Source organism: Parcubacteria group bacterium (assembly GCA_016204045.1).
Lineage (GTDB): Bacteria > Patescibacteriota > Minisyncoccia > Phycocordibacterales > UBA2135 > JACQLQ01.
The window spans coordinates 166,277-188,827 of sequence record JACQLQ010000004.1; the positions used below are offsets into that span (position 1 = coordinate 166,277).

28 protein-coding genes and 1 tRNA gene are annotated in these 22,551 nt (G+C 51.2%); 9 read left to right on the forward strand and 20 right to left on the reverse strand.

What is annotated here, in order from left to right:
• Positions 1-36 precede the first annotated feature (36 nt).
• The 3 genes from HY455_03350 to HY455_03360 all read right to left on the reverse strand — a co-directional run bounded on the left by HY455_03350 (position 37) and on the right by HY455_03360 (position 2,388).
• Positions 37-363, reverse strand: a complete 327-nt coding sequence (locus HY455_03350) for a KH domain-containing protein (GenBank protein MBI4118543.1) — start codon at positions 361-363, stop codon at positions 37-39.
• 104 nt (positions 364-467) lie between these two features.
• The gene (gene rpsP, locus HY455_03355) at positions 468-818 is read right to left on the reverse strand and encodes a 30S ribosomal protein S16 (GenBank protein MBI4118544.1); all 351 of its coding nucleotides are present in this window, start codon (positions 816-818) and stop codon (positions 468-470) included.
• A gap of 160 nt (positions 819-978) precedes the next feature.
• Entirely contained in the window at positions 979-2,388 is a 1,410-nt protein-coding gene (locus HY455_03360) for a leucyl aminopeptidase family protein (GenBank protein ID MBI4118545.1), read from the reverse strand.
• Positions 2,389-2,499: 111 nt separating this feature from the next.
• On the opposite strand from HY455_03360, the gene rnr reads away from it, so the two are divergent.
• Positions 2,500-4,653, forward strand: a complete 2,154-nt coding sequence (gene rnr, locus HY455_03365) for a ribonuclease R (GenBank protein MBI4118546.1) — start codon at positions 2,500-2,502, stop codon at positions 4,651-4,653.
• 43 nt (positions 4,654-4,696) lie between these two features.
• On the opposite strand, the gene HY455_03370 is transcribed toward rnr, so the two are convergent.
• The 4 genes from HY455_03370 to HY455_03385 form a co-directional block, all read right to left on the reverse strand.
• Positions 4,697-5,623, reverse strand: coding sequence for an HIT domain-containing protein (locus tag HY455_03370; GenBank protein ID MBI4118547.1), 927 nt, complete (start codon positions 5,621-5,623; stop codon positions 4,697-4,699).
• Positions 5,624-5,687: 64 nt separating this feature from the next.
• Positions 5,688-5,999 (reverse strand): 50S ribosomal protein L21, encoded by a 312-nt coding sequence (rplU, locus tag HY455_03375; protein MBI4118548.1) that lies wholly within the window; start codon positions 5,997-5,999, stop codon positions 5,688-5,690.
• Between the two features lie 98 nt (positions 6,000-6,097).
• Positions 6,098-6,544, reverse strand: a complete 447-nt coding sequence (locus tag HY455_03380) for a hypothetical protein (GenBank protein MBI4118549.1) — start codon at positions 6,542-6,544, stop codon at positions 6,098-6,100.
• Between the two features lie 63 nt (positions 6,545-6,607).
• The gene (locus HY455_03385; protein ID MBI4118550.1) at positions 6,608-7,663 is read right to left on the reverse strand and encodes a DNA recombination protein RmuC; all 1,056 of its coding nucleotides are present in this window, start codon (positions 7,661-7,663) and stop codon (positions 6,608-6,610) included.
• 57 nt (positions 7,664-7,720) lie between these two features.
• Here HY455_03385 and HY455_03390 point away from each other — a divergent pair, with 57 nt between their 5' ends.
• The 4 genes from HY455_03390 to HY455_03405 all read left to right on the forward strand — a co-directional run bounded on the left by HY455_03390 (position 7,721) and on the right by HY455_03405 (position 10,106).
• Entirely contained in the window at positions 7,721-8,170 is a 450-nt protein-coding gene (locus HY455_03390) for a GatB/YqeY domain-containing protein (protein MBI4118551.1), read from the forward strand.
• A gap of 140 nt (positions 8,171-8,310) precedes the next feature.
• Complete coding sequence (locus HY455_03395; GenBank protein ID MBI4118552.1) at positions 8,311-8,928, forward strand: hypothetical protein; 618 nt, start codon at positions 8,311-8,313, stop codon at positions 8,926-8,928.
• Positions 8,929-9,065: 137 nt separating this feature from the next.
• The gene (locus HY455_03400) at positions 9,066-9,764 is read left to right on the forward strand and encodes a hypothetical protein (GenBank protein MBI4118553.1); all 699 of its coding nucleotides are present in this window, start codon (positions 9,066-9,068) and stop codon (positions 9,762-9,764) included.
• Between the two features lie 114 nt (positions 9,765-9,878).
• Positions 9,879-10,106, forward strand: coding sequence for a hypothetical protein (locus tag HY455_03405; protein MBI4118554.1), 228 nt, complete (start codon positions 9,879-9,881; stop codon positions 10,104-10,106).
• A gap of 63 nt (positions 10,107-10,169) precedes the next feature.
• Here HY455_03405 and HY455_03410 read toward each other — a convergent pair whose 3' ends face one another.
• On the reverse strand, positions 10,170-10,694 hold the full coding sequence (locus HY455_03410; GenBank protein MBI4118555.1) for a DNA-3-methyladenine glycosylase: 525 nt from the start codon (positions 10,692-10,694) through the stop codon (positions 10,170-10,172).
• 112 nt (positions 10,695-10,806) lie between these two features.
• On the opposite strand from HY455_03410, the gene HY455_03415 reads away from it, so the two are divergent.
• Positions 10,807-13,665 (forward strand): hypothetical protein, encoded by a 2,859-nt coding sequence (locus HY455_03415; protein MBI4118556.1) that lies wholly within the window; start codon positions 10,807-10,809, stop codon positions 13,663-13,665.
• Positions 13,666-13,806: 141 nt separating this feature from the next.
• Here the strand turns inward: HY455_03415 and HY455_03420 are convergent, their stop codons facing one another.
• Together HY455_03420 and HY455_03425 are read right to left on the reverse strand one after the other, a co-directional pair.
• Positions 13,807-15,183 carry a hypothetical protein gene (locus HY455_03420; GenBank protein MBI4118557.1) on the reverse strand — a complete coding sequence of 459 codons (1,377 nt, stop codon included), beginning with the start codon at positions 15,181-15,183 and terminating at the stop codon, positions 13,807-13,809.
• The gene (locus tag HY455_03425; protein ID MBI4118558.1) at positions 15,183-15,362 is read right to left on the reverse strand and encodes a hypothetical protein; all 180 of its coding nucleotides are present in this window, start codon (positions 15,360-15,362) and stop codon (positions 15,183-15,185) included. Before HY455_03425 ends, HY455_03420 begins: the two co-directional genes overlap by 1 nt.
• Positions 15,363-15,562: 200 nt before the next feature.
• Between HY455_03425 and HY455_03430 the strand changes: the two genes are divergently transcribed.
• Positions 15,563-15,964 (forward strand): hypothetical protein, encoded by a 402-nt coding sequence (locus HY455_03430; GenBank protein MBI4118559.1) that lies wholly within the window; start codon positions 15,563-15,565, stop codon positions 15,962-15,964.
• Positions 15,965-16,196: 232 nt separating this feature from the next.
• On the opposite strand, the gene HY455_03435 is transcribed toward HY455_03430, so the two are convergent.
• From HY455_03435 to metG, 8 genes are all read right to left on the reverse strand, one after another.
• Positions 16,197-16,268: transfer RNA gene (locus HY455_03435), tRNA-Glu, on the reverse strand.
• A gap of 91 nt (positions 16,269-16,359) precedes the next feature.
• A complete protein-coding gene (locus HY455_03440) occupies positions 16,360-16,578 on the reverse strand; it encodes a hypothetical protein (protein MBI4118560.1) in 219 nt (72 codons plus the stop codon).
• Between the two features lie 90 nt (positions 16,579-16,668).
• On the reverse strand, positions 16,669-17,139 hold the full coding sequence (locus HY455_03445) for an MgtC/SapB family protein (GenBank protein ID MBI4118561.1): 471 nt from the start codon (positions 17,137-17,139) through the stop codon (positions 16,669-16,671).
• A 126-nt stretch (positions 17,140-17,265) separates the two neighbouring features.
• Positions 17,266-18,102, reverse strand: coding sequence for a PD-(D/E)XK nuclease family protein (locus HY455_03450; protein MBI4118562.1), 837 nt, complete (start codon positions 18,100-18,102; stop codon positions 17,266-17,268).
• 418 nt (positions 18,103-18,520) lie between these two features.
• Positions 18,521-18,958 (reverse strand): YbhB/YbcL family Raf kinase inhibitor-like protein, encoded by a 438-nt coding sequence (locus HY455_03455; GenBank protein MBI4118563.1) that lies wholly within the window; start codon positions 18,956-18,958, stop codon positions 18,521-18,523.
• A gap of 12 nt (positions 18,959-18,970) precedes the next feature.
• The gene (locus tag HY455_03460) at positions 18,971-19,237 is read right to left on the reverse strand and encodes an MGMT family protein (GenBank protein MBI4118564.1); all 267 of its coding nucleotides are present in this window, start codon (positions 19,235-19,237) and stop codon (positions 18,971-18,973) included.
• Entirely contained in the window at positions 19,225-19,479 is a 255-nt protein-coding gene (locus HY455_03465; GenBank protein ID MBI4118565.1) for a hypothetical protein, read from the reverse strand. The genes HY455_03460 and HY455_03465 overlap by 13 nt, the downstream gene beginning before the upstream one ends.
• Before the next feature lie 2 nt (positions 19,480-19,481).
• Entirely contained in the window at positions 19,482-19,901 is a 420-nt protein-coding gene (metG, locus tag HY455_03470; protein ID MBI4118566.1) for a methionine--tRNA ligase subunit beta, read from the reverse strand.
• A 56-nt stretch (positions 19,902-19,957) separates the two neighbouring features.
• Here metG and HY455_03475 point away from each other — a divergent pair, with 56 nt between their 5' ends.
• On the forward strand, positions 19,958-20,581 hold the full coding sequence (locus HY455_03475) for a hypothetical protein (protein MBI4118567.1): 624 nt from the start codon (positions 19,958-19,960) through the stop codon (positions 20,579-20,581).
• Here the strand turns inward: HY455_03475 and folB are convergent.
• Together folB and mnmA are read right to left on the reverse strand one after the other, a co-directional pair.
• Positions 20,578-20,928, reverse strand: coding sequence for a dihydroneopterin aldolase (folB, locus tag HY455_03480; protein MBI4118568.1), 351 nt, complete (start codon positions 20,926-20,928; stop codon positions 20,578-20,580). The genes HY455_03475 and folB overlap by 4 nt on opposite strands.
• A 16-nt stretch (positions 20,929-20,944) precedes the next feature.
• Entirely contained in the window at positions 20,945-22,012 is a 1,068-nt protein-coding gene (gene mnmA / locus HY455_03485; GenBank protein ID MBI4118569.1) for a tRNA 2-thiouridine(34) synthase MnmA, read from the reverse strand.
• 73 nt (positions 22,013-22,085) lie between these two features.
• Here mnmA and HY455_03490 point away from each other — a divergent pair, with 73 nt between their 5' ends.
• Positions 22,086-22,496, forward strand: a complete 411-nt coding sequence (locus tag HY455_03490) for a hypothetical protein (protein MBI4118570.1) — start codon at positions 22,086-22,088, stop codon at positions 22,494-22,496.
• The last annotated feature ends 55 nt before the right edge of the window (positions 22,497-22,551 follow it).

Genomic DNA, 22,551 nt, shown 5'->3' on the forward strand with positions numbered 1-22,551 from the left:
CCCGATCTAAATTGAGGGAGTTTTGTTTTTGAAAGTTTAAAGTTTGAGGTCTTCCATCGCCTGGTCAACGCTTCGTGAAGCGCTTCCCGGAGCAGTACGCGGTGGTCGTGTAGAACCCTCTGGCTCGTTAATCTTAAGGTTAACGCGCGCGTGGTTCTTCAAACCAACGATGCGAAGAAGTGTGCGGATCGCCTTTGCAGTTGCACCTCCGCGACCAATAATAGTACCCATATCCGTTTGAGCTACATCAAGCGTCAAGAGAACGCCCATTTCGTCGACTTCGCGCTTCACTTTCACTACGTCAGGACTGTCGACTAATGCCTTAACAACATACTCAAGAAACTCCTGGTCTCGTTCTGCCATATGAATAACAACAATTGCTTAACTATTAATCGGCCCACTAGGGATAGAAAAGCCCGCGTGGTTATGACAAGTATACACAAATGAGGAGAAAAGTCAACCCCTTTTTACGCCTTCGGCGCTTCTGCTGCAGGTGCTTCGGGTGCAGCGGCTGGAGCTGCGGCTTCTTCTACCACTGCTCCGGCAATATTCTTCTTTGACGCGACATCGCGCTTCTTGCCCTTAATGACGCCTGTGCGGACGAGGAGGTTGTGCACAGCATCTGATGGGTGTGCCCCTGTTTTCAAATGTGTTTCTACGCGGTCTTTCTGTATCTCTGTCTTCCCAGTCATTGGGTTGTGCCAACCCAAAACCTCCAAGAACTTTCCGCTCTTGGTGCTGTGGCGTTTGTCAGTCACAACAACCCTAAAGAAGGGCTGGTTTTTCTTTCCGAAGCGCTGAAGACGAATCATTAACATGAAAGTGATGGTAGCAAAGACTTAAAGAGTGGTCAACCCCGTACGAAGTCGCGAACGCCACGAACCTTGCGTCTAGTGGAATGCTACGTTTTCCATAAACAGGTACTCTGTTGCGGGTAATGCATAATCCGTTCGCGTTCTACTTCGTACGGGGTCAACCCTATTTATATGTCTGGAGTAATTTGACGAGGAGGCGCACCGGAACCCCTGTCGCCCCCTTCCCTAGATAATCGCTCGGAATTGAGGTCATACGTGGGGCAATATCGATGTGCACCCACGGATATCCTTCCGCAAATTGGAGCAAGAACACGGCGCCATCGATGACATCACCTCCTTGTGCCCCATTTGTGGGAATGTTTGCGACGTCTGCAAAAACACCCTTCACATCTTCCTCATATTCCTCCCAGAGTGGCATGGGCCATACATAGTCCCCACTCTCTTCACCGAGTCGCACAAAAAGTTTCTGAAGATTCTCATCTTTGGTGAGAATAGCTGAGGCCTTCTGCCCCAAGGCTGCAATGGAGCTCCCCGTGAGCGTCGCAACATCGACAACAAGTCGCGGTTTGTATTTCTTTGCATACGAAAGCGCGTCAGCCAGGATAAGCCGTCCTTCTGCGTCAGTGTTCAGCACTTCTATGGTCTTCCCAGAATGCGAGCGCACAATGTCGCCCGGACGGATGCTGTCTCCCGAGACTGCGTTCTCCGCGGCGGGAATAAGCGCAATAACATTCCTCTTAATCCCGAGCTTCTCTGCAAGCACAACCGCGAGCATGACTGCGGCACCTCCCGACATATCCATGTGCATGTCGGTCATGGCACGTCCCGGCTTCACATTGAGCCCACCCGTGTCAAAGGTGATCCCCTTCCCAACGAGGACGATTGGCTTCTCACTCTTTCGCCCTCCGCGATAGTCCATGATGATAAAGCGAGGTTCCGCTTTGGCTCCACGCCCAACACCCAAGATTGCACCCATCTTCTCGCGCTCGAGCTCGCTCTTCCCAAATACAGTGACCTTGATCGATGTGCCGTGCGATAGCGTCTCTGCCGCTTCTGCAAGCTTCTCGGGAGTCATATCTCCACCTGGAGTGTTGGATAATACACGAGCTTCGTTAACTCCCATGCCAATGATTGCTCCGCGCTCAATGCCACGGGCAAAATTTTTGGAGCGTTTGAGATCGACAATGGTGAGCTTCTCCACATCTCGCCATCCTTCTTTTGGTTTTGTTTTAAAAAGATTGAAATCAAAATTCGCCAACTCGGCTTCGCGAGCAATGAGCACGCCGAGCTCTTCTGCCGAAAGCTTGAGCTTGGGAAATACAAATTCCGAGAGAGTGAGTACTACCTCGGTCGAACGATTAGCTTTTGCGGTCCGTATGATACGACGAATGAGGGATATTAATTTGCGAGGGGTCATGTCTTTGCGCTCACCAGTGCCGACACGCATGATGCGTCGTCCATCCTCGCGAATGTTTTCCCACTCCTTCGTGCTATAATCGAGCGTTACAAAAACACGCTTTTCTGTTTCGCGTTTATCCGCTACTAATTTCTTGTGTTGAATGGAAATTTGCATACAATAAGTAATTCGTATGTTCTAGATAAAAAAGAAGGGCGCCACAATCCCAGGAACTTCCAGGAATCGCGGCGCCCAGTCCCGAACCGCGGGAGGTCGTGAACGGCTCGGCTGCGAACACTCAAGCGTACCTCGGAATGTCCAACCAAGGAGCGAGCGTCCGGAGAAGGCCCGCCGGAGCGTGCGCCTGCGGCAGATGGGAGGGGGTCCACCGCTAGCGCACAGCTCCGACGGAACTGTAGAACTGCTTGGCGTAGTATAGCAAAAAGCGTTTCTGTTGTCAAGAAGAATAAAAAATGTAACAATACCCTTATGAAAAAAGAAGAGAACGGAAGGAAAAAGCTTGAAGTGCAAGGAAATATCAGAATTAGCTCACGAGGAATAGGCTTTCTCAGTGCGGAAGAATCTCCAGACAAAGACATCGAGATTGATCCCGCATATTTGAATACTGCTCTCCATGGAGACCTTGTCAGAGCGCTTGTCCACCCAGGACCAGGCACGACAAAGTTGGCAGAGACAACGCGAGGCGAAGTGCTCGAGGTGCTCATGCGCGCACGACAAGAGTTTGTCGGCACCATAAAGAACGAGGGAGGACTTTTCTTCCTTGATCCGGAGTCTCGCAGGATGTATACCGATATCGCTATTCCCCAAGACAAGCTGGGTAAGGCGCAAGCTGGTGATAAAGCTATTGTCAAAATCACAAAATGGACTGACTCCAAGAGACCTCCGCTCGGAGAGGTGTTGGAAGTCATTGGTCAGGCTGGGAAACACGAAACCGAGATGCGCGCCGCGGCGCTCGAGCGAGGATTTCGCCTCTCGTTCTCCAAAGAAGTACTTGCCGAAGCCGATGATATCAAAAAAAGGGCGGCGGAAATCTTTGCGGACGAACTGTCGGTACGACGCGACCTTCGTGATCTCCCGACATGCACCATTGACCCGGCAGATGCCAAGGACTTTGACGACGCACTATCGATCGTGACACTTCCTAATGGCGACTTCGAGATTGGCGTCCATATCGCTGACCCGTCTTTCTATGTGAAGCGCGGCACAGCAATCGACAAAGAAGCTTCGAGGCGTGCCACATCCGTCTATCTCGTCGACCGCACCATACCGATGCTCCCTGAAGTGCTCTCCAATGACCTGTGTAGTTTGAACCCCAACGAAGACAAGCTCGCCTTCTCGGCTGTCTTCGAGATGGACAAGCATGCAAACGTGAAGAAGCGCTGGTTCGGTAGAACAATCATCAATTCCAAAAAACGTTTTACGTACGAAGATGCGCAGAAGACGCTTGACGAAAAGAAGGGTGTCTTTGCGGCAGAGCTTGCCTTGCTCGACATGCTCTCAAAAAAGCTTGGGGAAAAGCGCAAAGAAGCAGGTGCACTGTCGTTCGAAAGAGACGAAGTGCGCTTCGAGATTGATCGCGATGGAAAACCTGTCCGTATCTACAAAAAGCCCCGCCTTGAGACAAATAAGTTGATTGAGCACTTCATGGTGCTCGCCAATACTGAAGTCGCACACTTCATGGCCTCTGTTAGCAAGCGCATCGAAGAGTCCTTCGTCTATCGAGTCCACACTGTGCCCAAAGAGGACAAAATGCGGGAAATCATAAACCTCATGCACGCGCTTGGCTACCAGGTACCACGTGGCAAAACCGACTGGACCGCAAAAGATGTCGGCAAACTCCTTGAGAGCGTTAAGGGCCAAGAACACGAACAAATCATCCAGATGGCGACCATCCAGGCAATGGCGAAGGCTGTTTATGCAACAAAAAACATTGGACACTTCGGTCTGTCTCTCTCGCACTACACACACTTTACCTCGCCCATCAGACGCTACCCCGACACCATGGTACATCGCATGCTAGGAGACTGCTTAGAGAAAAGGGAAATCCCCGATGAAGAGCTCGCCGAATATGAAGCAATGTCTCGTTATGCCACCGAACAGGAAATCGCCGCCAATGAAGCCGAGTGGGCATCGGAGCGATTTAAGCATGCGGAATATCTTGCAACCCGCATCGGCACAATCTATGAGGGGACGATTACTGGTCTTATGGAAAAGGGTATCTTTGTCTCTGTGAATGAGACACTCTCTGAAGGAATGGTGCGGCTCCGCGATATTAGAGACGACTTCTACCTCTTAGATGAAACAACATTTAGTATTGTTGGACAAAAAAAGAAGCGTAAGTTTTCACTTGGCGATAAGGTGAAGATAAAGGTAAAAAAAGTGGATGTCGAGAAGCGACTCATCGATTTCGAGTTTGTCTAGAAAAAACCCGCCAGAGGCCCGGAGGCATGGCGAGTAACTTTATTTAACCGCGGAGATGTGCGGCGGTAACTTCGTGCGGCCACGGGAGTGTGATCGGCCCGCCCTCAAAGTGGGCAAGCGGATATTCCATTGCACCCCACATGCTAAGGATTGGGCAATAATCCGCGTAGAGGAACGCGCCTTCGGAGGAAATGCGGACCAAGACAGTGAACTCCGGCGGCATGCCTTGTGTGCTCATCCACTTTTCGTTGCCACGCTTGACGATCCAATCGATGATGCTGGCAACATCAAAAGCGGTATGAACATCAAACTTTGGAGGGTAAACTTTTTTCGAAACGATCATGCACTCGCCCGCGCGTACACCCAGAGCGCGAACCTGGAGATCGTGCTCCTCGTGAACGAAGAGCGGAGAAGGCACATCATAATTGACTGCCCGTGTCTTGAGTGGACGCTCCGGCCGTACCTCAACCACGTGCCAGTGCAGATGTCCCACGTTTTGACCGGCGCTCGCCCCGACGTGAACGAACGCAGCCATTTCGGTTTTGGCACCCTCCGCCATGTCTTTCTCAATGACCATGCGCACAGCCTGGAGTGCCCCGATAATCCCGACGCCACCACCCAATGTTTGCACCATCTCTTCGTCCCAACATGCGTGCGGGATGACGAGCCGATGACGACGGTGGGGTGTGAACGGATTGGAAACCGCTCGCCAACCATACGGAATCGCGGGAATGTCTACTTCCTCTTGCGGCTTGGTGCAATATGGGCACGTCTCCTTTGCGATTGGCAAGGGTGTCTGCCACGGCCGAGACAACCTGATTTGGTTTCTCGTCCCACCACTCACAAGACGAGTGAAGCCACCAATGAGTCTTTCCGCAAAAAACGGATCGTCTGCTTCTCGTGTCTTTCCCATTTGCTTCTCTTTGTCTCCCCACGCCGTCGGGATGACAGCTTCGACTGCGCAGAACATACCATCTTTTGCATGACCTGTCAAACTCTAGATAGATACTACTCCGACAAACAAAAAAGCGGGGTTAGCCCGCAATTTTGACTTTCGTATATGGTTGCCTGTGTCCCCTCTTTTTGAATTGACGTACTTTTGATTTGTAGCGGATGACAACTACCTTCTCACCCCTGCCGGTCTCCAGGACTTCTGCCTTCACGGTAGCCCCTGCTACATAAGGAGTCCCGACTTTAACCTCTTTACCGTCGTCCAAAAGGAGCACCTTGTCGAAGGTGATGGTGCTGCCGGCCTGCTCATCTGTGGCAAGCTTTTCAATAATAAGTTGTTCTCCCGGGGCTACCTTGTACTGCTTGCCGCCGGTTTCGATAATTGCGAGCTTCATAAATATGTTTTTTGTTCAAATGACTATACCAGAAACCCCTAAAAAAAGCAAAAGCCTGTTCTGTAAGCGAGAGAACAGGCTTGTATATCGTTGTCCATTTACCTTCGGATGCCAGTTTTCCGGCTACTCCCGCGTGTAACAGCAGCCATATCACCCATAAGGACAATTAGGGCAATAAGACCGGGGAGCAACGCTGCAAACGATTTGTTAAACATCTCGTCAGCCATCTGATTGAGCGGAGGAATACCTGACGCGGCAATAGAAAGCCCGACGCCCAGCAAGACGAGACAAAGGGAAGTATTTCCCAAAAAGCTGTCGTTCACCTTAAGCATCAACGCGACCTTATACAAGAGCGAAACGAGTAGCCAGCAAAACACAAGAAGAGCTGGTAAGCTCTGAAATCCCGCAAAGGCGCGCTCAGCAACTTCAAAAAAGCCGCCGCCGAGGTTAAAGATAAAGATGATGAGAGCAAGCCCGACCCATCCCCACAGCACATCGAAACGATCTGCGGGGTGCTTCATGCGCAGCCTAGCAAGTGTGCCCATTCATTCACCGATCAGGTGTTCTGAAATAACAGTATTGGAAAACATAAGCCTCGTCAATTGAGGTTACTCTTCCTCCCGCGCTGGCTTCTCGAGTGCAAGTGGCTCCACACCTGCCGCCTTGCCGGTAATGCGGAGCACGTCTTTGTCCACTTTGCCGAACTCTTTGTAAGCATTGTTGTAGTGCGAGACTGTGGTGCCCAGGGCGCTACCCAACTTCTGCATATACTCTTCGTACCTCCCCACGTGTTTCCCCAGCTCCCCCACTCGCTTCGTAATCTCCTGCGCCTGCTCCTCAATCTGGAGCGCCTTCAATCCTTGCAGCACTGTCTGCAGATACGCAAGGAACGACGTTGGTGAGACAATAATCACTTTATACTTCCCTGCCGCACGCTGGATTAGGTTCTCTGTGTCTTCTGTCACGGCCCCCACTTTGTTGACTAAAAGGTCGTAGTAAATCGCTTCGTGTGGAATAAACATAAAAGCAAAGTCCATTGTGTTTTCAGAAGGGCGAATATACTTCGATGTCTCGACGATTCGGTTTTTGAGGTCATTCACAAAGAGTTTCTCGAGACGGTCCTTTTCCGAAGGGTCTCGCGCTTCAACAAGTCGGTTATAATTCTCGAGCGAAAACTTCGAGTCGATGGGGATTACTTTGTCTTTTACAAATACAGCGGCGTCAACTATCTCACCATTGGCGAAGGCATACTGCATCTGGAAAGCGCCCGGTGGAAGCACATTCTTCAAGAGTGTCTCGAGGTAATACTCTCCTAACACCCCACGCTGTTTGGGGTTCTTTAAAATGTCCTGGAGATTCTTTAATTGATCGGCAAACGACACCACCTGCCGGTTTGTTTCATCGAGCTTGGTCAAGCGCTCCGTGACATCGCGAATAATGTTCGATGATTCGCGATACTGGTTCCGCATGGACTCCGTCATGGTCTCATGCGAACGCGTGAGCTTTTCATCCATGACCCTGGAGAGCTCCTGCATCTGCTGTTGGAGAAGGAGGAAATTGTCAGCACCAGGTTTTTGAGTCCGAGTCCGTAAAAAAAGCCAGAGAAAAGCTCCGACAACGGCACCGCCGACGATGAGACCAATTATAAGAGGAAGAAAATTCATAGAGATCAGGGAAGGACGTCATTTAATTGTATCACAGACGATGGTATACTTGTTTCTATGCATGAGAAGATAAAAAGTGATGTTAAAGAAGCACTTAAAGCACGTAACCAGTTAAAACTTTCTTTTGCGCGCAACCTCCTCGCCGCATTTACTAATGAGCTTGTGGCAAAGCGGCAAAAGCCAGATGGCATACTCTCTGATGAAGACGCCCTTGCGGTCATACGACGATTAGCAAAACAACGACGCGATTCCATCGAGCAATTCCAGGCGGGTGGACGAAACGATCTTGTCGAAAAAGAGCAAGCGGAGCTTGCGTACTTAAACGCCTATCTCCCACAGATGATGAGCCGCGAGGAAGTGCTCGCTGTCGCAGAGAAGAAAAAGACGGCACTAAGAGTATCTCAAAAAAGCGACATGGGCAAGCTCATGGGTGCGGTTATGGCCGAATTGCGAGGAAAAGCAGACGGTATGGTTGTGAAAGAAGTTATTGATTCGCTTTTGACCTAGCCTCATCTCGAATAGCTAGCTCCTAATGAGCCCACACACCGAAACAACGAACAGTCCGCATGATTGGTTGAGTTTGTTGACTTTAGTTAAAAAGACTGTTATAGTTCTTTCGGAAGCAGAGCCTTGAAGAAGGGTAGCCGATGCGCACCCCCACACTTATTGGCACACCGAGCGTTTTAGCCGAAACATCTGACCGTTCACTTGTCTCGCAGGGTTTCAAGAACCCGCGTACAGACGGCATCGATCATGCCTCCGTGTCGCACATGAAGGCCTGTCCGGTGCTTACCCTTGCAATCACGCCGAGGCATGACGTCCTTGTCATAGAACGATTCCGCCACCAGGCAGCGTTTGGCACAACTGACGCGGCCCGTCATTCTTTGAATACCCTTGACCTAAAGGACGCAACAACGCGCGAGGTACCGGGTGGGAACCCCGAAGACGGACAATCGCTGGAAGATACCGTGCGTGCTGAGGTGGAGCGACAGACCGGATACAAACCCGGTGAGATCATCCGTCTTACAGAGAAGCCGCTTTGGGTCGACCCGGGCACGCTTTCATTCCCCTGCCAGCCGATGCTCGCCCTTGGTTGTGTACGCGTGGGAAACCCGAAGCCAAGCGCAACTGAGTTTTTCGGATTACGGCTAGTGCACATCATGAGCTGGCTCGACATGATTGACGAGGGCGGAGTGAATGATCTTCGGACAATAGCAGTCACCAAACTCGCAGAGAAACATTTGTGTAATCGAGGATTTATCTAATAAATATGGACAGTATACGACGCCAGGCCTAGACCTGCGCGTCGTTTTAATGTGTAGTAGTAGACACATCCCCACCCTTGTGAGACACTCTGATTAGAAGTGAGCGGCTCCGCCGCTTGTCGTGAAAAGGAAATCCAATGCGTGTCTTGTCAGCAGCTATTCTCGCCCCGTTACTTGCGTTCTCCCTGTTCGTGCACGAAGCCTCTGCCGCCAGTGCCTCCTCGGAGACGCGCGCGAGGGAGTTCATGCGCACGGTCACCGCAAAGCAATTCGGCGGTGTACGCGAGACGACCTGGGACCAGATCGGTCTCATCTTTTCTGCCCGAGAGATTGGCCTCGAACCTACTGCGACGCTCGAAGACATCGGGTACTCTCTTTTCATCGCGTGGGATCTTCGAATCGAAGCCGCATCGCGCGTCATGGACCAAATGCGTACACGCGTCTTCGAAGCCCTTGTCGACGGCAGGCACGCAGAGATTTCCCCCATGCTTGAAGAGGCAATGGAGTTGGAGCGTCGCGGCCTTGCACAGGTGCTTGGCGTACCAATAGGCACCCCGTGGACCGAGCTCAACCATCGCAACATTTCTCAAGCTTTCGATATCTCGATCGAAACAGTTGCAACAATGACACCGATCAAATTTGGCGAACTCCACGTGGAAGAGACACGGCGAGAGACAGCCCTGGGGCTCGACCTGCCGCCCGACGCCCCTTGGTCGGAGATCTTCCGCGGCCTCTGGGCTTCAACGGTCATCGGCGCTGATCCTGCCGGCATTACCTGGAAGAATATTTCCGAAGTATTTAACGCCTGGCGAGAAAAGCAAGGCGTCACTCCTTAACGATATAAGTTTTTGAGCCGCCCCTTCTCCAGGCGGCTTTTTATCTATTCTCTTTCCTTTGACAAATATGACTGAATATGTTAAAGTTTTAATTGGTACAACGGGGAGACGAAAATGGATCAAGAACTCCTTGGTCGAATGGTGACCGAAGCCTCAGCAAAATATGGCCGACTGCGTCCTCGCTTGGGCCATAAAACTGCCCTGAAAGATGCGATACGTTTCACTTTGAATGAATCTGGTGTTCAAGGTTCGAGACGCAAATCGTATTGGGGTGCCATGAGTCGGAAACTTGGGGCACGAGGTGGGCAAGTTACCGCAGCGAAACACACTAAGGGTAAATAATTTCAATAGTCATTATACATGGGCCGTCCCACAAGTGGGGACGGCGTTTTGTTTTAAACATCCTTACTCAAGCTCGAGAATAAAGCGATAGGGTTTGTGCGCCCACACCTTCCCCGCATACGCCACCCCGACACGCGCGGTCCGCCTTACAGCGGACCTTTTTATTTTGACTCCCCTGTCTTCGACCCAGAGCCCCGTTTTTGTACCGAGCTTTTTTGCGTTGAGCTTTTTATCAATCTTCAACCCCTTAGTCAGACGTGCGGGGCCTTGTATGGTATCTACGGCACGAATAAGCACAGCTGCCGGGTATTCTTTCTCCCCCGTCACGATGTTGAACATCCAGTGCATGCCGTAGGTAAAATAGATATATATGGCACCAGCCTCAGTAAACATAACTTCGTTTCGTTTTGTGCGCCCACGTGAGGCGTGAGACGCCTTATCGTGCGGACCATCATACGCTTCTGTCTCGGTAATCATGTAGGCAACTTCGCGTCCACGAATCTTGCGCACCAAAAACTTGCCGAGCAGTTCTTCGGCAACCCTCGTCGTCGAACGATTAAAAAAGGTAAGAGGCAATCTTTTTCGCATACCAATATTGAACAATACTTTCATAATCCTGGCAAGGGTGTCTAAAAAAATTTTCACGCTACTATGTGGGAAGAAAGAAGGAGGATTTGTCGTACATTGACAAATCAGAGCAATGGCTAAGGAAAAGAAGCAGACTGTGTGGGACCTTCCCCGATTGCGGGAACGTGCTAAGGAGTTGATTCAGGGCGGCCTTCTGGTGAAGGAAAAGGACCCTGAAGTTGCGCTCGCGAAAACACTCTCCGATGAATTCAAAGATGCCCTGAAGAAACAGGGCCTTGTTTTGAACGCTGAAGCGGTTAAGGACGCACTGCCTACCCTCATCTGGACAGAGGGCAAAACCGGCACGCTCACTGCCCTCAAGGGTGTTGTGCGGCGCGGTGGATCACCTGGACGTCTCGAAAAATTCCAGAGTGCACATCCGTACATTCCCCTTCCCATGGTAGAACAGCGGGTACGAGATCTTTCGGGTATGACGCAGGTTGAGGCGCACGCGCCTCTCTTGTTACACGGCATCAACCGCATCGGCGGTGAAGGTGGTATCAAGCGGGTCGAAGATTTCGAGATCCCGTCGGCAACCACTTCCCGTCCTTTCGTCATCCAACCAAAGGATACTAAGCATTGGCGATTCATGATCATCAACGGTGCCAATATCGGCTTGAAGCATGCGCGCGTCATGGAAGACAACCCCGTGCGGCAAGCGCTCTCGACGGCAGAACGTCTCGGGTGTGACACTGTATTTTTGACCAACCTGCTTGACCTCGATCTGACAAAAGCAGGCGGCCCCCTGAAGGCGCTCCGCGCACTTTCTTCGGGACGCAACGTCAATGTGGCGATCCTTGACCCTTCATATCGTGAGGAGGCAATGAGAATCCTGAACACTCTTCCTGATGATGAGGTTATCTATGAAACCGCCAATGAGGTGTTCGAAGACCTTCTCACTGGTTGGGAAAAGATTACCCATCTTCCGAAGCGCAAACCTTACGAAGGACGACCTGAATTCTCGGGAAAGACCTATATCGTCCTCGGCCGTAAGGAAGAAGACTTCATCGTCGCCGCGGCCTATTGGGACATTCGTTATGCGACTATCAAGAGACAGCAAGCAAACGAAATGGCTCTCAAGACTGCGAGGAACGCTCTCGGCAAAGCCCAGAAAGAGGGCAATGAGTCGCAGGTGAAGCGCCTCACTAAGGAAATTGAGAGATTGGCAAAGTTGAAGGCGCGATTTGCGACAACTGCTGTTCGCGACCAAGATTTTGTCCGTAAGTACCTCGCTATGCTTGCCTATGTTATCGGACGCTTCGAACAAAGCATTCCGAACTGTAAGGTAATCGGTGTTAATACTACGCACATTTCGTTCGGCGGAAAGACAATCGAACTCTCCGTCCCGGACCATGTGAAAGTGACCGACATGCTCCTCTCGAACCGAGTGGGGGCCCATGGTCCGCAAGTGCTTCGCAAAGATCTGGCTGATGCAATCATTGTGTGCCACCCTTATCCTCTGAACGCGCGCTTCACAGCGCGCGAGCGCGATGCAGACGGCAAGCGCGGACATTCGTACTTCGCAGTAGCGCCCATGTGCGTGGACAGCAAGTTCTTGAGAGAAGCATTGAGACATATCATTCGTAAAGTGCACCCGATTAACAAGGCAGTCTTTAACGAACAGTTCCAGCCGGGAGTACTCCTGGTTGAGACTGTGAACGGCGTACTCATGCCTCCGGAGCCTATCTCAATCGGCGCATTGGACAAGTTCCGTATGCGCACGAAGGATTTCGGTGAAGAAGGCACGTGGGGTGTTCGAAACACCACCTCGCCAATTCTGTTCCCCGCCACGCGCTACCTCTGGTATTTCATTTCGACAGACATCCACATCGGTTCGCGCAACCGTGCAATCGTGTGGTGCAAAGAGACAGGCACGTACCTCGGAATGTTCGAGGCAGTCTGCTATATGATGCGCCGTGAAGGATTGTTGGGCAATGGTAAGATGCCGCCTGTGCATATGTTCAGTTCAAACGACGACGTAACACAGGGCAACCACTTCGAGACGCATCTTCAGCCGCACGTGCATGAACTTTCCCGTACACAGATTGAAGACACGTGGCGTAAGGAAATGGACAAAGCGAAGCGTGCCCCGAGCAAGGGCGCGGCGCTCGAGATCTTTGCCAACATGCGCGAGCTTATGCTCTATCAGTTGGAAATCCGGGGTCTCGACTGGACGCAGCAACAGGTGCTCGAGGTATTCGAAAAGTTGGTTGAGCAGAATCTCGATATGTACCGCGGTATCTTGCAGCGCGCAGAACATGCGAAGCTAAAGATCCGTGGCGTCTCCAAGTTTGCTGGGGTCCCCTACGACTCACGCGACCCAGGTGTCATCAATATCGGCACCGGCAACCACTTTGTGAAGACGATTGATCGCCGCATGGCAGAAGGTCCGCTCTATGCGGACAAGATTCGCGCACTGCTCCGGACATATCCTGAATTTAAGGATGAGGGCGACGCGCTTCGAGATCTCGTCAAAGCTCCGCTCGACGGAAGCCGATTCATTAGTTACGGAACGGTTAAGGTCAACGGCGGCTATGAATGGGGTCTCGATATGCGCGATACCCCCACTGGCGGCGTTGACTGGAATGACCCACTTCGCCCAACGGTGCTCAAGGAAATGCGCCGAGGCAACCCCTCGCGTGTCCTTGAGGGTCGGATGATTGTCCGTACCTATGGCGATAAGCACTTCTTGTCGTTCATCATCACTCCCGGGGCCATCTTCCTGATGGGTCCTCCGGGTACGCACACGGACGTCTACGGCGAACACGGTTTCCCGCCCAACAACACAGGTGTGGTGTTCTTGGGACTCCCCGTTGATGGCCCCGATGGCGGCCCAATCCTCGTCCGCCCGCTCCTCTTTGATGACATCAAGCGCATCATTGAGAGCAAGGAATCGTTTGATTGGGAGAAGTTCCTCCCCAATCCGGCATAACTATAGATTGTTCTTTTTTGAAGCAATCCCGACATCTCGTCGGGATTTTTCATATCCAAAAATACTCCGACAATCTTGAGATTATTGCGGTGTTGTATGTGTAGATATAATAAAACCACCGCAACGTGCGGTGGGTAACCATTAAGCTTTCTTCGGCTCCGGGGGGACATCCATGACAGACGTTAGGTACTTTTCAACGCGCTTTGAGAGCTCCTGCGCCCACAGTTGACCCAGGGCCGCCCCAAGCATTGCAAGCGGAATCAAATCCACAAAGTGAGCATTCAAGATTACAAACGTGCCCATAGAGAAGTGAACAATGCCGTGCGGTATGCACGTCACTGCGTGGTAGCCAGCATGGTTCCTGTTCCCCGCCCTACTTGAGAGTGTGTGGGTCATATTCACGAGGAAAAAGAGTAGTCCACCAATTGCGAGCGCGGCCGGACGTACAAGGTCCTCGCTAAGCCATTGGATTAGCGGAACGGGTAGCACGATGTCATTCGCGACAATACCGAGAGCAGACAAGATCTGCGTGTTCCAAATGACATACCCGACAGTTAGGATTGCTGTGACCCAAAGCAGCTTCTTGTGCCACGTAACAGTCTTGTATACATCCTTGCCCTTCACATGGGCATCGGCCTTCAACTTCAGAGCTCGCTCGATTCCCATCGAAAGAAGGGCGCCGAAATTACTCCCGGCAACAGTTGCGATTGTGTACGGAACGAGGAGGATAAGCGGCATGACCCCACCTACCGTTGTGTAGGAAATAAGGAATGCCCAATGAATGACGAAGACCACGCTCCCGATGAGCCCCGTCACGACAGGCCACCCAGGATGGTCTCTGTTTGCGAGACGTGTGTTTATGGCGTAGACACCGTTTTGGACAAGGCCCAAGCTCATAACAATGAGTACGTCCACAAAGAATTGCGGGAAGAAGATGAGGTAGACGGCCAAACATTTCAGGACCGCCCCCCACAAATACCACGAAGTGTATTTATCGAGCTTCCGCAAACCGGCCGAACCAACGCTTTCTGTGTTCACCTCCCAGCGTGCTTCAACCCACTGCATCCACTGCGCACCCACCAGACGTCCGGAAAGCGCGCCTGCCACAGCAATGACGAGTAATACCAAGAACTCTTCGGTGAAGGCCAGTCCTCCCCATACACCCTTCGCATATTGGTTCACTAGATAAACCTCCGAGAGGATCCACATCGTAATGAACCATTGTCCGTTTGAAGGAATACTCGTCAGGGCGTGCAGGAACTGCGATTTCCTTTGACGCATCCGGGAGACCGCGATGAACGAGAAGAAGAGCAGGAACTGGAAGAAGAGAAACTGCATCAGGACGTTTGCTGGAATACCCTCTAACCGAAAGAGGGAGGCAATGAACGCAGCGCCCAGAAAGACGCCTCCGCCTATACTAAGACTTGAGAGGTCAACCTTTCCCTTTGGCAGCAATGGGAGAAAGATCGGGCTTACTACACAAAAGAGTGTCAGAATGAAAAAAATGCCGAGCCCCATTATCCGCTCTCTCCTTCCGCTTCATCGAGATTCCGAAGTGCGCCAGTGCGCATGCGCTCAAGCCTCTTGCGAAGATCTTTTGCGCCGAGCCGGTCTTCTGGACTATTGCTGGGGAAGCGCTTATTGACGATGCTCTGGATCAGCCTGTTACGAGTGGTCTCTTCGAGCATATTACCCATGACAAAGACCTCTGTTTTTCTCCCCGTATCGTATATCACCGCGCAATGTCTTGCAGTATTGACAAGACAGGAGAAGCGTGAATATCTGATCCTTTGCTTGAGTAGAAACGCGCAAAAGAGTGCAACAAGCTTTTGGCACTACGGACAGATCTGGCATATAATTAACACACGCTAGCTACAATCTAAGTTTTTAAAAAAACATGGACATATCAGCACAACTTGAGAGTTTGAAGAGGGAGCTCGCAAGTGAGCAACAGAAGCTCGAGGGAAAAGAACGGGAGCTCGAAAGAAAGGGGCAGGACATTGCGAGGCTAAAACGCGAAGCGACGACTATTGAAAGCGCGAAAAAAGCGAAGGATCAAGAGCTCGTAAAGAAGAACCAAGATATCGCACGACTGCAAGGCGAGGCGAAAAATATTGAAGCCGCGGCAAGCGTGAAAGGACAAGAACTTGCAAGAAAAAACCAGGAGGCTGAGAGACTTGAGAGTGAGGCAAAGAGTATCGAGGGCGAAATAGGTAGGATGAAGACAGAGATGCAACGACACGAACAAGAATTGGCAACTTTGCAAAGAGAGGTTGCGGAGATGGCAAAGAAAAAATAGGCGTACAACGCCTATTTTTTCTGTTTACCGCGTTCCCCAATTTGTGACCCTACCGGGGGACGCTTTGCTATCTCACTCTTTGGAAACCCACGGTTTTCCAACGCCCCTCGACAAGCTCGGGGCTGCCTTCCTCCACGGGAAAACAAGTGTTTTCCCGACCCCTTTCCGGTTCGATTCCCGGTGCAAAATAATAGCCAAATTCCAACATCAAAAAGAGGTTGGAATTTACCTATGACCCTACCGGGAATCGAACCCGGGTTTGAGGCTTGAGAAGCCTCCGTCCTAGCCGCTAGACGATAGGGCCTTTTTGGGAAACGGCTATCTCAAATACATGAGATAGCCGTTTGTACAATATCACTTTTTTTTCTTTTACTCAAACGAATCTTGAGACGAGTTTACTTCCCCTTCTTTTTGTGACCTTGGAACATGCCCGAGTGCGAGAAGCTCTGGAATGCGAGCACGCCCGTGATGATGACGGCAAGCCACGAGCACCACATTGGGATTTCCCAACCAGCAATCATCGCTTCCCAGCCATAGCCAATGCGAAAGGCGTGAAGCGTGAAGACGATAACGAATACCACACCAACGAGTACGAAATAGTCGTTTTGTTTCATTGAAGTTAAAAAATTATTTTATATGCGTCGACCTTTGGTGAATAAAAAGTTGAATCCCTCGACGTTGCTCCTGGATAAACGCTTGCGCGTTTACATCTCTTCATCCCATTTGCCCGACCACTTCTTGACCCCGTACTCGAGGAACCAGACGAGCGTAAAGATGAGAAAGGCCAGGATGGTTGAAAACACCGCAATCGCATAGAGCCCAAACCCGCTCGCAATACCGATGCCAGCGGTGACCCACAAACCAGCGGCGGTCGTAAGTCCTCGTATGGTCTTGTCTTTGAAGATAATGAGCCCGGCCCCTATAAACCCAATGCCCGTCACAACCGCCGCGGCCATTCGAATAGGGTCTGCACTGGCTCCCGACGCATATTGGTGCAGGATTGCCTCGGACACAATGACAAACAACGCAGCGCCGAGGGAAATGAGTGCGTAGGTGCGCATGCCAGCCTGCTTGTGCGCCAACACGCGTTCTGTGCCAAGAATAAGCCCCAAGAATGCGGCAGTACTCAACCGAAAAAAGGTGTCCTGCATTCCTGGATCAAGTATCTCTATCATTCTCTATAGTATAACTCCAAAAGAAATTTCAAAAAAGTAAAGTTTTCCCCATCCCGATAGTGTTCGGGAGAAAAAGGCACCCGGCGGGTCTCTAGGGAAACCCTAACACTATCGGGACAGGGCGTATCAGAAGAGTGTGTTTTTTTCTTTCTTCTTGCGCGTCGAGACGGCAGTGGCAGTCGGCTTTGCTATTTCTTTCTTTGCGTTTGCGCCACGAATCACTTCGACAGCCGCGTTCCTGTACGCGCAATAGTCGCACTCGGGTGAGGCGTCGGGGATGGCGTCTGCATCAAGTGTTTCTTTGGCATCCTTGAGCGTCCTGTCTACCCAATCACTCGAGCCAATGTAAGGAATGATCGTCACCTTAAACTCAAGGACACCATCGAAGGCCGCCTTATCCCGTCCGGCATTGGCGTATACGAAATAACCGGTCTTGGAGACTTTAAAATCATTTTGACGGAAGAGCCACTGATATATCTCCATCTGGCGTTTGTATCCCATCTGCCATTCTGCGTCTAGAGTCACCTCCGCATCTTTGCTTGTCGCTTTATAGTCGACAATATGGAGCTCGCCTTTGGGATTAACCCACACATCGTCAATCGCGCCATACACATGGAAGTTCGTTGGCTTGTGGTAGTAGGCTATTCCCTTAAAGACGTCCCGCCAAATCTCGATGTTGTCGTGCGCCATCGGCACAGCGTCGATGTTGTATGTGCTCATGAGTGGGTGCGGTTCACTCCTCTTTCTGTGTGTATCAAACTCTTTTTTCAAAAGCGCGTCGACTGCGCTGTTTAAGTTAAAGGGGAAACCCGGCGGACGTCCTACGCCAAGACGCCTGTCTACATAGAAACACCGCGGACACTCGATGAAGAGATCAATTTTACTCCGGCTTAATTTGAACGGCTCATTGCTCCCTGGGGTGTAGAACCCGCTCTTCCGTTTAGCGTTGTAGTATTGCGACATTGCTGTATCGTACCATCCCGCGCAATAACTTGACAAATCACTAAAATTGTGTATACTGCAATGGTAACGCAATTGATCCCAGGAGACCAAGAATGCAGGGTACATGCGAACTGTGCGGACACTCCGTCGGTAGCGGCGGCAACCGCCACGCCAAGGGCCACTGTCCGCCGATGCGTGGGCGTAACCCCGTCGATGGTGGCCCGAACCGTCGTGCGCGCAAGCGTACCGCGCGTGCGAAGGCGAAGCCGCCGACGGTCGACATCGCTCGTGGCGCGCCTGTGAAGGGAACCGGCAAGATCGCCGCGTCTTCCTCCAAGTCGCGCAAGCAGAAGACCGAGTAGCCCGCAAGGGCTTCTCAAAGAGAGCCGGACTCCACGTGGGTCCGGCTCTCATACTTTTTAGAGCGACAGTCACGCTACTAGCGAGCGTATCTTCCTACCAACTCTGCCCTCTCAAGCACGTGTCCCACCATCTCCTCTTCTAGAGTTTCTTTGTTACTAATCTCCGGAATGCGCAATTCGATATCGAGCGCGTATAGTTTAAAGAAGTAATGATGCTCATCACGAGGAGGGCACACCCCGCCGTATTCGCGCTTTCCAAAATCATTCCTCCCCTCTACTGCCCCCGGAGGCACCTTGCCCTCTGTAATCCCCTTAAGCTTCGGGGAGATGTTCCACACAATCCAATGCACAAAGACCCCATCCGGAGCATCTGGGTCATCTACAGTGAGTACCAAGGTCTGCGTCTCCTTGGGCACGCCACTCCACGAAAGCGGCGGATTCACTCCCTGTCCGTCGCACGCATATTTGGAGGGCATGGAGGCGTCGTGTTCAAATGCGCTACTTGTTAGTTGCATAGTTGTAGTATATCAAATTACGCCCGGATAACCTTCTTTCTTGAGAAGCTCTACCTTCCTTTCTCGACCCCGATTATACCCGCCCATACTGCCGTCGGAACGAATGACGCGGTGGCACGGTATCGCGGGGTCATAGTTTGTTTTTAAAATAGCACCCACAGATCTCGCCGCACGCGGAGCCCCCGCGCGCTTTGCGACTTCGCCATACGTCATCGCCTCCCCTCTCGGGATTTTTGAAACAACAGCAAGTACTTTTTTGCGAAATGTTATTTTCGATATTTGAGCCATAGTCTTTTAAACAACGGCATAGTGAGTGTGGAGATCATAAATGCCACAGCGGGCACGATGGCGTGGAGCCATGGCCTCGGAATATCAATCACCCACAGATAAACACCCACCGCGAGATAGGTGAAAAGCAAAAGTAAGAGGCGTCGCATCAAAGACGTCTCCCACGCCTTGTCGGCCTCCACCTTTTCATTTCTCTCTTCTATTTGTTTGACCCGTGTTTCTATATCTGTCATATCTATTTCACAATACTCCCCGGAGGAACTTCCTCCGCTGGGTGAAGCAGTGTAGGGCGACCCGCATTATCTGCGGCGAGCATCATCCCCTGACTCTCGTAGCCACGGAGCATCCTCGGCGCAAGGTTCACGATCACGGGCACTTCTTTGCCAATGAGTGACGCCGGGTCTTCGATGAACTCCGCAATCCCTGCCATGATTTGCCTCTGCTCACCCCCAAAGTCAAAAATGATTTTGATAAGCTTGTCCGCATCAGGCACTTTTTCTGCTGAAACGACTTTGCCAATTCTGATATTCAATTTTTTGAAATCGTCTATAGTCACCGTCTTGTTGGCGGGCGCTGCATTTGCAGTATTTGCGTCTTTTGCACTCGTTGACCCGCCTGCGCGCGGCGCGCCGGCAGGTATATTGGTAGGTTCCATATTTGCTTATCCTAGCAAAAAGATTATGCTTGGTGAAGAAACTATGGGGACATGACATGCGTGCTCTGTCTTCAGGACTAACCATCCCCTGGCGTGCAAGTGAGGCGGTACGACGCCTCAAAGAAGAGAGCGCTTTTTCATTCAGGCTCTGCGACGAGATGCTACTCCGGAGACTCGTGGGAGAAGCGTTGAGCTATGAATATAACGATCAAGATGAGCGAGTCAATAAACATGGCGTACGTCAAAAACTTGGAACTTTCGAGGCGTTCCCCACACAGAGTCTTTTCCCTCGCCTTCGAGATCTTGTCTTAGCACTCCTTCAGTCCAAGTTTGAAACTCTTTCGGAGTATCCATTCAAGACCCCACTCTTTTTGAACAGTGTTGTTCTTCAGCGTTATAAAAAGGGACCACTCGGTATCACTCCTCACATTGATGGCCCGTCGAGACGCAACCTCGTCTGCGTCCTTGTGCTTGCTGGTGAAGGCGATTTCGCGCTTCACGACGACAAGGACGGTAAAAATACACGAACGATTGAGGCACCCCCGGGACACATGATCATGATGCGAGCCCCAGGTTTTCTTGGGGAGGACTTCCAACCTGTTCATTCTATTACCAACATAACCGAAGATCGGTATATTGTCGGGTTGCGCGAACGCGTAGCCCCACCAAGCAGCGTCTAAGAACGCTGTTTTTTAATGACGACACCCGGGACTCCATTGTCCCAGATCTTCATTTTCTCAATAGAGACCTGCACCGAAAGAATGCGTGGATTCTCGAGAATCTTTTCTGCAATGCGATTTGCTAATGCTTCGAGGAGAAAGAAGGACGGTCCACGCACAACGCTTTCTGCTATATCCTTGACCTCTTTGTAATTAATCGTGTCGGCAAGATCATCCGACTTTTCTGCTTTAGCAGTGTCTGCCTCAAGCTCAATAGCAATACGAAATGGCTGTTCGCGTTCTTGTTCTTTGGCATTTACTCCATGAATGCCGGAGACTATGAGATTTCGCACAAAGATAGTACTCATGATCGTTGGTGAACCCTTATCTTACCTCACCAATAACACCTCCGCCAAAACACTCTTCGCCTTTTGCGTCATAGATAACGAGCGACTGCCCAGGCGCAACACCACTCTGTGGTTCTGTGAAAGTAACCGAGGTTCCCTTTACGCTCGCTCTAACCAAAGGCTGCCGATAGCGATACCTCACCATATACTCTGCGTACCCGTCGAAGGGGCGCCCCTGAATCATGTTCGCATCCTCAAGAATAATCTCCTTCACCTTCCCAGGCATTTCTGGTTTCCTCGGCGACACGGTGACGGTATTTTGAGCGATATCTTTCGCGACTACATAATGCGGTGGATCATTCGGAGTTTTTTTGGTCAGCGTGAAGCCGTGCCGTTGTCCTATCGTAAGGTAGAATGCCCCCTCGTGATGCCCCACTACCTCCCCCGCCTCATTCAAAACATCTCCGCGCTTGGGCGGCATAAAGTGCCCGAGAAATTCCCGCATGGGAAACTCGCCGACAAAACAGAGTCCTTGGCTGTCTCTACGTAGAGCATTCGGAAGTCCGCGCTCGCGTGCCATCTCACGGACCTTACTCTTCTCGTAGTCACCGATGGGGAATAAGACATGCTGTAGTTGGTCTTGTGTGAGAGTCCAGAGAAAATACGATTGATCTTTAGCTCCATCGCGACCAGAGAGCATAGACACAACCTCGCCATTCGTCATGACTCGAGCATGGTGTCCCGTAGCGATAAAGTCGGCACCCATAGCGCGAGCTTTTTTAAAAAAAGAGCCGAATTTAATCTGTCGATTGCACATGACATCCGGGTTGGGGGTTCTGCCCGTTTTGTATTCGCGCACCATGTAGTCCACTACCTCGCGCTTGTAATCGTCTGCAAAATCAAAAACAAGAAAGGGAACGCCAATGTGCGCCGCAGCACGACGCGCTACTTCTTCGTCATCTGTCCGCGTACACTCGAGGAAGTCCGGTTTCCAGACACGGATAAAAACGCCAGTTACATCGTAACCCGCTTCTTTGAGGAGCGCCGCTGATACCGAACTGTCGACGCCACCACTCATGCCAACAAAAACCTTCTTCTTCTCCATGGGTCAATTCTACAGAACTTGACAACCTTTGCAAATGTTGCCACTCTTCCTTTAGAAGATACTGGCGGTGTGCATGTTCAGACGATTCCTGAATCTCTTCTTTTGGGAAGTGTTCGACGAAAAAATTCCGGATGCAAAGGAAATCGCCAGGTATATTCAAAGGCGCTCTCTTACCCTTAACCACGCCGAGCGTGCTGAGTGGCAAAAGGCGGTGCAAGGCTATCATTTACGAACCTTTATATTTGCCGTGTGCGGATTTGGCTCTGGCATGTACCTCGCTTTCTGCCTAGCCAACGGATACCTGACATTGTTGCTCGGATACCCGTTGCTGCCCTGGGCACTCCGAGGCATTATGGCACTGCTCCTTGTTATTGGTATGTCGGGGTTAGTGCGGCAACAATTACTCAACCTCTCCCGCGCCGCCGGGATGACAATACAACGATTCGACAGTGACAAAAAGGATAATTGGGAGAAACCTGCCTAGAAAGGCAGGTTTTTGATTGGAGACAATCTGTGGACATGCGCTGCCGATGCGGCAA

What these genes read in the sequence shown, in the direction of transcription:
- HY455_03420 (MBI4118557.1), bottom strand. Translation starts at nt 15,183, where the DNA reads ATGGGGCTCGGCATTTTTTTCATTCTGACACTCTTTTGTGTAGTAAGC.
- mnmA (MBI4118569.1), bottom strand. Translation starts at nt 22,012, where the DNA reads ATGGAGAAGAAGAAGGTTTTTGTTGGCATGAGTGGTGGCGTCGACAGT.
- HY455_03440 (MBI4118560.1), bottom strand. Translation starts at nt 16,578, where the DNA reads ATGAAACAAAACGACTATTTCGTACTCGTTGGTGTGGTATTCGTTATC.
- HY455_03490 (MBI4118570.1), top strand. Translation starts at nt 22,086, where the DNA reads ATGTTCAGACGATTCCTGAATCTCTTCTTTTGGGAAGTGTTCGACGAA.
- HY455_03395 (MBI4118552.1), top strand. Translation starts at nt 8,311, where the DNA reads ATGCGCACCCCCACACTTATTGGCACACCGAGCGTTTTAGCCGAAACA.
- HY455_03475 (MBI4118567.1), top strand. Translation starts at nt 19,958, where the DNA reads ATGCGTGCTCTGTCTTCAGGACTAACCATCCCCTGGCGTGCAAGTGAG.
- HY455_03465 (MBI4118565.1), bottom strand. Translation starts at nt 19,479, where the DNA reads ATGACAGATATAGAAACACGGGTCAAACAAATAGAAGAGAGAAATGAA.
- metG (MBI4118566.1), bottom strand. Translation starts at nt 19,901, where the DNA reads ATGGAACCTACCAATATACCTGCCGGCGCGCCGCGCGCAGGCGGGTCA.
- HY455_03390 (MBI4118551.1), top strand. Translation starts at nt 7,721, where the DNA reads ATGCATGAGAAGATAAAAAGTGATGTTAAAGAAGCACTTAAAGCACGT.
- HY455_03425 (MBI4118558.1), bottom strand. Translation starts at nt 15,362, where the DNA reads ATGGGTAATATGCTCGAAGAGACCACTCGTAACAGGCTGATCCAGAGC.
- folB (MBI4118568.1), bottom strand. Translation starts at nt 20,928, where the DNA reads ATGAGTACTATCTTTGTGCGAAATCTCATAGTCTCCGGCATTCATGGA.
- HY455_03415 (MBI4118556.1), top strand. Translation starts at nt 10,807, where the DNA reads ATGGCTAAGGAAAAGAAGCAGACTGTGTGGGACCTTCCCCGATTGCGG.
- rpsP (MBI4118544.1), bottom strand. Translation starts at nt 818, where the DNA reads ATGTTAATGATTCGTCTTCAGCGCTTCGGAAAGAAAAACCAGCCCTTC.
- HY455_03380 (MBI4118549.1), bottom strand. Translation starts at nt 6,544, where the DNA reads ATGGGCACACTTGCTAGGCTGCGCATGAAGCACCCCGCAGATCGTTTC.
- HY455_03360 (MBI4118545.1), bottom strand. Translation starts at nt 2,388, where the DNA reads ATGCAAATTTCCATTCAACACAAGAAATTAGTAGCGGATAAACGCGAA.
- HY455_03430 (MBI4118559.1), top strand. Translation starts at nt 15,563, where the DNA reads ATGGACATATCAGCACAACTTGAGAGTTTGAAGAGGGAGCTCGCAAGT.
- HY455_03410 (MBI4118555.1), bottom strand. Translation starts at nt 10,694, where the DNA reads ATGCGAAAAAGATTGCCTCTTACCTTTTTTAATCGTTCGACGACGAGG.
- HY455_03385 (MBI4118550.1), bottom strand. Translation starts at nt 7,663, where the DNA reads ATGAATTTTCTTCCTCTTATAATTGGTCTCATCGTCGGCGGTGCCGTT.
- HY455_03450 (MBI4118562.1), bottom strand. Translation starts at nt 18,102, where the DNA reads ATGTCGCAATACTACAACGCTAAACGGAAGAGCGGGTTCTACACCCCA.
- HY455_03370 (MBI4118547.1), bottom strand. Translation starts at nt 5,623, where the DNA reads ATGTTCTGCGCAGTCGAAGCTGTCATCCCGACGGCGTGGGGAGACAAA.
- rplU (MBI4118548.1), bottom strand. Translation starts at nt 5,999, where the DNA reads ATGAAGCTCGCAATTATCGAAACCGGCGGCAAGCAGTACAAGGTAGCC.
- HY455_03445 (MBI4118561.1), bottom strand. Translation starts at nt 17,139, where the DNA reads ATGATAGAGATACTTGATCCAGGAATGCAGGACACCTTTTTTCGGTTG.
- HY455_03455 (MBI4118563.1), bottom strand. Translation starts at nt 18,958, where the DNA reads ATGCAACTAACAAGTAGCGCATTTGAACACGACGCCTCCATGCCCTCC.
- HY455_03350 (MBI4118543.1), bottom strand. Translation starts at nt 363, where the DNA reads ATGGCAGAACGAGACCAGGAGTTTCTTGAGTATGTTGTTAAGGCATTA.
- HY455_03400 (MBI4118553.1), top strand. Translation starts at nt 9,066, where the DNA reads ATGCGTGTCTTGTCAGCAGCTATTCTCGCCCCGTTACTTGCGTTCTCC.
- HY455_03405 (MBI4118554.1), top strand. Translation starts at nt 9,879, where the DNA reads ATGGATCAAGAACTCCTTGGTCGAATGGTGACCGAAGCCTCAGCAAAA.